This is a genomic window from Sarcina sp. DSM 11001 (assembly GCF_900101015.1).
Classification (GTDB): domain Bacteria; phylum Bacillota; class Clostridia; order Lachnospirales; family Lachnospiraceae; genus CAG-791.
Genome location: NZ_FNFZ01000029.1, coordinates 1 through 7,497, shown reverse-complemented (window position 1 = coordinate 7,497; position 7,497 = coordinate 1). Strand labels below are relative to the sequence as shown.

Sequence of the window (7,497 nt, the reverse complement as noted above, 5' to 3'; positions counted from 1 at the left end):
TCCGGATCCTGCTCTGTGCCGGCTCCCTCTGTCTCCTGCGGCTCCGGATCCTGCTCTGTGACATCTGCCTCCGTCTCCTGCAGTTCAGGATCCTGCTCTATGCCGGCTATTCCTGTTTCCTGTAGTTCCGGACCTTCTTCACCTGCGCCCTGTTCTACCTGTAACTGGTCGTCATCCGGATCGCCCGGGTTACTCTCTGCCTCCGGCTGCCCTTCACCCGGGTTTCCCTCTGTCACGGGCTGGTCCTCATCAGGCCTGAACTGTTCACTTAACTGTTCACCTGACTGTTCACTTTCCGCGCCGTCATCGAACTGTATCTGTCCTTCTTCCGCACTGCCGTCGTCTGTATCGAATTCCTCTCCGGATACGTCTCCGGGTTCTTCCGCTGTTTCGTCCTGTTCTCCGTTCCCGGCAGAAGTTTTTTCAGAAATTTTTTCAGAAGTTTTTTCCCAGACAGCGCACAAAGTGCAGTCCTGTTCAAGAACAGCCTCTCCGATATCGGATATCTCTCCGGACAGATCCCCGGAAGACATTTCCTCTTCTGATAAACGCCAGCCTGCAAAATGATTATTATCCGCAGCTTCCGGGACGGGGAGTTCCGAAAGGATCCGGGAAAAATACTGGCCTTTTATTCCTGTGACAATGACCGTTCTGCTCCGGGCACCTTCCTCATCGGTAAAATAACCCCCTTCTCCCGCATCCAGCGTGATCAGGCACTCACTGTCCTCCTCCGTATTTTCTTCCGGCATTATCCAGGAATCGGATGCTTCAGCTCCCGTCAGAAGCTCTGCCTCCGCCGTGCCTGTCCTAAGGTCAGTCAGCCGTCCTTCATATACTCCTCTCTCCGGGTTCCCTTCCGGTTGTAAAGCATAAACATGTTCTGCAAAAACTCCAGTGATAAGTAGAACAATTAAAAGCAGCGTTAACTTCCGTCCGGGTGTAAAGAACTTTGATTTGCTGCATTTTTTCGTCAAAGTTTCGCCCTCCTATATTGTTTGCGCGCCGCTCCTGCTTACCAGGAAAAACTTGTTATAAATTTATCTTAACATTTATTTAACTATTTGTCATGTATTTGTAACAGATTTAACTTCTCTTCAATACTCTCTCTCGAGGCTTGCCCCCGCTTATAAAAAAAGCAGAGTCATTTCCGCTGAACGAAAAAAGAGCCGTATTTTGACGGCTCCTCTCGGGTTTACAGTATTTTCTCTAAAGCAGCCGGCCGGAAAAGCCGGTTAAAACAGATATTCCTTCCCTGAATCCAAATTCTATCTTATCTTCTTCGTCACCTGGTTCAGGCAGATCTCACTTCTTTTAACTTCGTTCTGGTCACCCTGAAATAAACTGCTGCGATGGCGGCAGCCGTCACACCGATACTGACGGGATAAACCATCATGAGCACATCAAAGACAGGATTTCTGCTGAAAACCGTGTAGACCCAGAAAATCCGGATCCCACAGATCCCAAACAGCGACATGAACGCAGGGTAAGCTGAAAAGCCGTAGCCGCGCATAGCTCCGGAGATCGTCTCCACAAAGACAGAGAAAAGATGGGCCGTGACTATGTAGCGCAGACGGATCATTCCAAACTTTGCCACAGCCGGATCGGTATTGAAAATACGCAGCATCTGCACCCCAAAGAAATTGACGAGAAGGGCAACGATCGCGATGGCGGCCAGGTCCTGGAGCAGGGCAAGGCGCAGTGTCCTTTTGCACCTGTCCATTTTGCCTGCGCCGTAATTCTGTCCGACAAAAGTCGTACAGGCCTGACCAAAGGATACCAGGATATAGTAGGAAAAAATTTCGATATTAAAAGCCGCCGATGATCCGGCCATGACGTCAGCTCCCAGAGAGTTGACCGCGGATTGTACGCAGATATTAGCCAGGGAAAAGACAGTGCTCTGGATCCCGGCAGGAATCCCGATCTGCAGCATGAGGCGGAGAACATCCGTATGGATCCGCAGTCTTCCCGGCTCCACCCGGACAGGGCCTTCCTCTTTCAGCAAAAAACGGAATAAAAGCGCGGAGCTGATCAGGTTGGAGATCACTGTGGCAAGTGCGACCCCGTTGACCGTCATCCCGATAACAACCACAAAAAATACATTGAGCGCAACATTGATCAGACCCGAGATCGTCAGGCAGAACAGAGGTGTCTTCGTATCTCCCCTGCTGCGGAAAATGGCGGATTCGAAGTTGTAGAGCAGGATCACCGGCATACCGGTCAGGTACACCCTCATGTACAGGACCGAAAGATCATAGATTTCAGGCGGGACGCCCATGAGGTGCAGGATCGGAGATGTGACGATCTCGCCGATCACTGTAAGCACGATCCCTCCGCCCAGAGCCAGGACGATCGCGGTGTGCACGGCTTTCCGGATATTTGCCTCATTTCCTTCGCCTATGTACCTGGCCACGACGACATTTGTCCCCATGGAGATTCCGAGGAAGAGGTTGACTAAAAGACCTATGAGCGGGGCGTTGCTGCCCACCGCCGCCATTGCGTGCTTGCCCACAAAACGGCCGATGACAGCGATATCCGCTGCGTTAAAGAGCTGCTGCAGGATGCCCGTCGCGGCCAGCGGAACTGCAAACCGTAAAATTTTGTCTCCCAGAGAACCGGTGAGCAGATCCATCCGCCCTGCCTGTTTTCCTCCTGTCATTTTTATCACTTCCCCTGTCTTCCTTATTACCAGCAACCCGTCCTGTCCTGCAAGTGTGAAAGAGCTGCCTTATTTACATACATCCACCCAGCCGGACGCGCCGGACACTTTCTCCAGTTCCTCCACCGTAAGTTTCACTGCACTGTGGTCATCTCCCGCTGCCGGATAGACGATCTCATATTTGCGGAGGCTTTCATCCATGAAAACCGGTACATTCTCTTTGATTCCAAAGGGACAGACACCACCGGGGGCATGTCCGACCAGATCTTCCACCTGATCACCCGGAATCATTTTCGCCTTTATGTGAAATGTATCCTTAAACTTCCTGTTATCGACACGGGCTGTCCCTTCCGCGATGACCAGGACAGGTCCTTCTTTGGTCAGAAAAGAGAGGGTCTTGGCGATTTCTCCGGGCGTCACCCCGATGGCTGCTGCTGCCAGTTCTACCGTCGCGGATGAGGTTTCGGGCACAATGATCCTGTCCTCCAGACCGAGTTTTTTCAGATATGCAGCTGCTTTTTCAAAAGACATGGTTTTCTCCTTTTATTACTTTTACTACTGCTATTGCCGCGGAGGGCTGTCGGCTTTTTAGCCGAAGGCTTTAAGCTTCTGCCGCCCGTATACCACGCGTATACCACGGGCATCCCGCAGGCTCTTGCAGATAACCTCAAAAAAGTATATATTAGTATCTTCCGCAAGTCAAAATGTAAAAGTTCACTTCATCCAGACATCTGCGAAAGGGGCGGATTGTGTAGTTAAATGCATAATTAATTGTGCAGCTGCCTGTATAATTGATTGCATAGCCGGCTGCATTTTTGACTGCAAAATTGACTGCATAGTTAATTGAATCATTAAACACATAAAGCACATGATTTTCCATAGAATTACCCGTTAAAATGGACAAAACTGATCAGACCCGGACCAATAAAACACTGTCCGGCAACCCCATCACGGAAGGTGTGATCTGGAGACAGATCCTGCTCTATTTTTTCCCGCTTCTTTTAAGTTCTTTTTTTCAGCAGCTCTACAATACTGCCGACGCGATGATCGTGGGACAGGCTGCGGGAAAGCAGGCCCTCTCTGCCGTGGGAGGATCCGCAGGCTCAGTGGTGGGTATTTTTATCATGTTTTATATAGGCTTTTCAGGAGGGGCGGCAGTTCTGGCGGCTCAGTTTTTTGGTGCCGAAAACAGTACCGCTCTGCAGTCCTCCATCCGCAAGTCCCTGTCGCTCTCTTTTCTGATGGGACTTGCCGGGACCCTGGTCTGTTTTTTCTTCGCTTCTTCTATCCTGACCGTGATGAACACGCCCGCTGACATCATGGCACCGTCTCTGTGGTATCTGAAGATCGCGGCATTCGGGATGCTGCCCAATTCACTCTATAACATGGGAGCTTCTATCCTCCGGGCTGTGGGCGATGTGCGCCGCCCGCTTTTTATTCTGATTTTCACCTGTCTCTCCAATATCGGACTCGACCTGCTCTTTGTCGCTTCGCTCGGCATGGGCGCTTCCGGAGCAGCACTCGCGACCGTTCTCTGCCAGTTTCTGAGCGCCTGTCTGGTGCTCTGGTTTCTGCGCCCTTTCCTGGCCGGCGGACGGCGCATTCTGTTCACAAAGGTGATCTCAAAAACCGGGAAACCAATGGAAGAGATCCATCACCGGCACAGCCGCAGTCCGGAAAATCTCACAGGCCGCATCCTCCAGATGGGCCTCCCCCTGGGTTTTTCGGAAGTCATGTATACTTTTGCGAATGTTGTCCTGATGTCTGTGGTCAACGGTTTCGGTACCGACACAGTCGCCGCCTACGCCGCTTACGGCAAGATCGATGCGATCTTCTGGATGATCGTGGGTTCCTTTGGAGTAGCCATCACGACCTTTGTCGGGCAGAATATCGGGGCAGGCAGATGGGACCGCGTCATGCAGAGCATCCGGGACTGTGCCCTGATGATGTTCCTGACACTGGGGATCGTTATTGCCCTGCTCTATACAGGAGCGGAATTCATGCAGAGCCTCTTCATAACTGATCCTGACGTCATCCTGATCGGCGTGCGCATGATGCACTTCCTGATGCCCTTTTATTTTCTATATATCCCCATTGAGATCCTCTTCGGTGCCCTGCGCGGGATGGGGGATTCCCTGCTTCCGACACTCATCACTTTTTTCGGTGTCTGTGTCCTGCGTTCTGCCTGGGGAATCTTTATCGTACCTCTGCACCACACCGTCAATATGGTCCTCCTGGGCTTTCCGGTCACCTGGATCGTCAGCGACCTGGCCTTTGCCGTCTATTTTTACTGGTATGTGCAGAGGAACAAACCGGACAAGAGTTAACAAGAGTTAAGTTTAAAAAAGATGAGTTGAACGATGTTTTTGCGCGGATTTATGACATTCCTGTCCACATGATGTACAATAGAAATACTTCCGGAAAACATAACCGGTCCGCCTGAAAAGCAGGACATGATCACCGTATGAACAATCGAACAATCTTTGAGAAAGCGTGCAGAAAATGATGACAAAAGCAGACCGCTATCTTGTTAATGATATTCAGAATATCCTGGAAAACGGATATATGGATGAGAATCCCCGCCCGAAATATGAGGACGGGACTCCCGCGCATACCATCAGTGTCAACCACGTTATGCGCAAATATGACCTGTCAAAGGGAGAGTTCCCTGTCTGTACTCTGCGGCCCCAGGCCTGGAAGACCGGGATCCGTGAGATCTTTACGATCTATCAGCATCCGACCAATGTGCTGTCCGAGATGCGGGCGCAGGGCGTCACCTGGTGGGATCCCTGGGATATCGGGGACGGCACGATCGGCCAGCGCTACGGCGCCACCGTCCGGCGCTATGACCTCATCCACAATCTCATTGATGATATCAAAAAAGACCCTTACGGCCGCCGCAAGGTCGTCTCCCTCTGGCAGGAGACCGATCTGCGGGAGACCCCGGGCCTTGCTCCCTGTGCCTTCCTGACCATGTGGAACGTGCGCGGTGAATATCTCGACATGAGCATGATCCAGAGAAGCGGCGACATGCTTACCGCATCAGGCGCCGGCGGGATCAATGAGATCCAGTATGCCGCCCTGCTGATGATGGTCGCCTGCGCAACTGGCAAAGACCCCGGCGTCTTTACCCATTTCGTTGCAAATGAGCAGATCTATGACCGCCACATGGACAATGCCCAGGAGCTGCTGCGCCGGGCAAAGACACTCTCTAAATCCGAGGAGGATACCGCTGCAAACAGGGGAAAAGCTCCGCTGTCAGAAGCCGGACAAAGCCAGCACCCTGTCCTGATCCTGAACAGAGAAAAGGGCTGCTCTTTTGAGGACATCACCATTGCGGATTTTGAAATGAAAGACTACTCGCCGGTCAAACCGCAGCTCACCTTTGAACTGGGAATCTGAAATACGGGGACGGTCCTTTTGTGTCTGTCCCCGTGTTTCCCTGCGCAAAGCTGCCTCCTTCTCCCGGCAGCAGGCTTCTACTGCAGATACCTGGCCTCCTGATGCCGGCCGGGTATCCTTCTGAATCTCCCCTTCCTTACAAATTCCCACCTCTGCGGTGGGAACAATTGCATATGCCACTCGCCAGAGCGTCACCTGAAGCGTTTTGGCAAAGGCGCTCTCTTTACTCCAGCAGATATCCTTCTTTATAGCAGCATTCCAGGTAATCCGGGTTTTGATAATAGAGATCCGTGCGGAAATTGGAGATCTCGTCACTGATAAAGGATGAGAACACATCCATCAATCCCTCTGCTGCTTTTCCGGGCTCAGAAAGATCCTCAATCATGATTGCATACAGTTTTCCGATATCCTGGACGCCGGGAATGCTGTATGGACTGTCTTTTTCAGGTTCAAAATCTCCTTTTGGAATCTGATAATAAGTAATTACTTCATCTGATACTTCTTCAAATGAGAGGCAGTGATTGATTTCAGCATCATGAAGGAGCTTGACAATCCCTTTAAGTCCAATTCTTCTGACGACATCTCCTCTGCGGTTCTTTGTCAGGCGGGAAATGAATTCAATTAGAGAACAAACATAAAACAAATCATTTTTATCCTTATTTGTCATAAATCACATCGCTCCCCTCATATGTAAGGCAATTGAGTGCAGACAGTGTGTGAAAGCTAATCTGATGTGTAGGATATCTGAATTCCGCCAGCACCCAGAATTGTTTCCTGCTGATATTTCCCCTTATAAAATCATTTACATAATTCCAGACAGTATCATTCGCCATGGGACCTTCCACAACATCATATCCATGTGTTCCGCCTGCCCGGCACTTTGCAATAAAATCCAGCCATTCATCTGTCATTGTTTCGAATTTAAGGATTCTCAAATCAGGAGCAGGCCGATATGCATATCTGTTGACAACCGGTTCTCCAAATCCTCGATTTGCCCACCGGACAGCTTGCTGCAGATTCTTGGTACAGTAAAACCCCCAGGAAAAATCCTTTGTGAATTTCGTCTTTCTGACCTCCGGGAATTCCACAACCTGTTTACTCGCATGATATGAACCTCCACCCCCATGCGGTGCTGAACCGCATCCTTTGGAGGTGGTATCAAAGCCCCTTCGGGCTTTAGAAACCCTCCGGTTTTCTGATATCTGACCGTCGTGCCGGTTTCCCCTTCCGGACCGTTCCCGGCCGGCCGTACGAGTACGGGACTGTCCATGAGCCCCTTATCCGTCGGGATCTTCCACAGCTCTCCCTCCGGAATACTTTCTGCGGATCTTTACGCGGTCCGCGCGCGCTGCAGGGCTTTAAAGCCCATGGTCTCCGGATGAGCAAGGAAACGGAAGTCCTCCGTCCCCTCCCATGCGCCCGGGACCGCCTTCCTCAGG

At 51.1% G+C, this 7,497-nt stretch carries 7 protein-coding genes; 2 read left to right on the top strand and 5 right to left on the bottom strand.

Going from position 1 to position 7,497, the window contains the following annotated elements; all coding sequences use genetic code 11:
* The 3 genes from BLT02_RS17285 to BLT02_RS13695 form a co-directional block, all read right to left on the bottom strand.
* The coding region (locus BLT02_RS17285) for an ICP22 family protein (RefSeq protein ID WP_092996663.1) at positions 1–974 on the bottom strand (974 nt) is incomplete at its 3' end.
* A gap of 317 nt (positions 975–1,291) precedes the next feature.
* A complete protein-coding gene (locus BLT02_RS13700; protein ID WP_092996660.1) occupies positions 1,292–2,656 on the bottom strand; it encodes an MATE family efflux transporter in 1,365 nt (454 codons plus the stop codon).
* Between the two features lie 69 nt (positions 2,657–2,725).
* Positions 2,726–3,187, bottom strand: coding sequence for a YbaK/EbsC family protein (locus tag BLT02_RS13695; RefSeq protein WP_092996657.1), 462 nt, complete (start codon positions 3,185–3,187; stop codon positions 2,726–2,728).
* Between the two features lie 365 nt (positions 3,188–3,552).
* Between BLT02_RS13695 and BLT02_RS13685 the strand changes: the two genes are divergently transcribed.
* Together BLT02_RS13685 and BLT02_RS13680 are read left to right on the top strand one after the other, a co-directional pair.
* Entirely contained in the window at positions 3,553–4,983 is a 1,431-nt protein-coding gene (locus tag BLT02_RS13685) for an MATE family efflux transporter (protein WP_092996651.1), read from the top strand.
* Between the two features lie 175 nt (positions 4,984–5,158).
* The gene (locus BLT02_RS13680) at positions 5,159–6,058 is read left to right on the top strand and encodes a thymidylate synthase (protein ID WP_207649415.1); all 900 of its coding nucleotides are present in this window, start codon (positions 5,159–5,161) and stop codon (positions 6,056–6,058) included.
* Between the two features lie 223 nt (positions 6,059–6,281).
* On the opposite strand, the gene BLT02_RS13675 is transcribed toward BLT02_RS13680, so the two are convergent.
* On the bottom strand, positions 6,282–6,725 hold the full coding sequence (locus tag BLT02_RS13675) for a hypothetical protein (protein WP_092996645.1): 444 nt from the start codon (positions 6,723–6,725) through the stop codon (positions 6,282–6,284).
* Entirely contained in the window at positions 6,715–7,260 is a 546-nt protein-coding gene (locus tag BLT02_RS13670) for a DUF3990 domain-containing protein (RefSeq protein WP_092996642.1), read from the bottom strand. The genes BLT02_RS13675 and BLT02_RS13670 overlap by 11 nt, the downstream gene beginning before the upstream one ends.
* Between the last annotated feature and the right edge of the window lie 237 nt (positions 7,261–7,497).

Excerpts from the sequence above, each read along its gene's own strand:
- BLT02_RS13700 (WP_092996660.1), bottom strand. The coding sequence starts at position 2,656 with ATGACAGGAGGAAAACAGGCAGGGCGGATGGATCTGCTCACCGGTTCT.
- BLT02_RS13695 (WP_092996657.1), bottom strand. The coding sequence starts at position 3,187 with ATGTCTTTTGAAAAAGCAGCTGCATATCTGAAAAAACTCGGTCTGGAG.
- BLT02_RS13675 (WP_092996645.1), bottom strand. The coding sequence starts at position 6,725 with ATGACAAATAAGGATAAAAATGATTTGTTTTATGTTTGTTCTCTAATT.
- BLT02_RS13680 (WP_207649415.1), top strand. The coding sequence starts at position 5,159 with ATGATGACAAAAGCAGACCGCTATCTTGTTAATGATATTCAGAATATC.
- BLT02_RS13685 (WP_092996651.1), top strand. The coding sequence starts at position 3,553 with ATGGACAAAACTGATCAGACCCGGACCAATAAAACACTGTCCGGCAAC.